This is a genomic window from Tenacibaculum sp. AWR4_210 (assembly GCF_056160945.1).
Genome location: NZ_JBSWYF010000059.1, coordinates 1 through 394, shown reverse-complemented (window position 1 = coordinate 394; position 394 = coordinate 1). Strand labels below are relative to the sequence as shown.

Here is a 394-nt window from a genome sequence, read left to right as displayed (position 1 = left end):
TCTGTGCAGGAAGCACGGTAACATCGGCGCAGTTATTTGCAGCCTTAGGAGGAAGTCCAGCTACCGGCGGAACTTGGTCACCAGCATTAGGTGGAGCGAATACCTATACGTATACAGTAGCAGCAACTGCACCATGTACCACAGCAGTAACAGCTCAGGTAGTGGTAAGCGAACAAGCCTTACCAAATGCCGGAACTAACGGAACTCTTACCATCTGTGCAGGAAGCACGGTAACATCAGCGCAGTTATTTGCAGCCTTAGGCGGAAGTCCAGCGACAGGAGGAACTTGGTCACCAGCATTAGCAGGGGCTAATACCTATACATATACCGTAGCAGCAACCGCACCATGTACCACAGCAGCAACGGCTCAGGTAGTGGTAAGCGAACAAGCCTT

General features: G+C 51.5%; 1 pseudogene. It reads left to right on the top strand.

What is annotated here, in order from left to right:
* Nucleotides 1–394 (top strand): annotated as a pseudogene (locus tag ACXAG7_RS20015) (hypothetical protein); the annotation flags it as partial.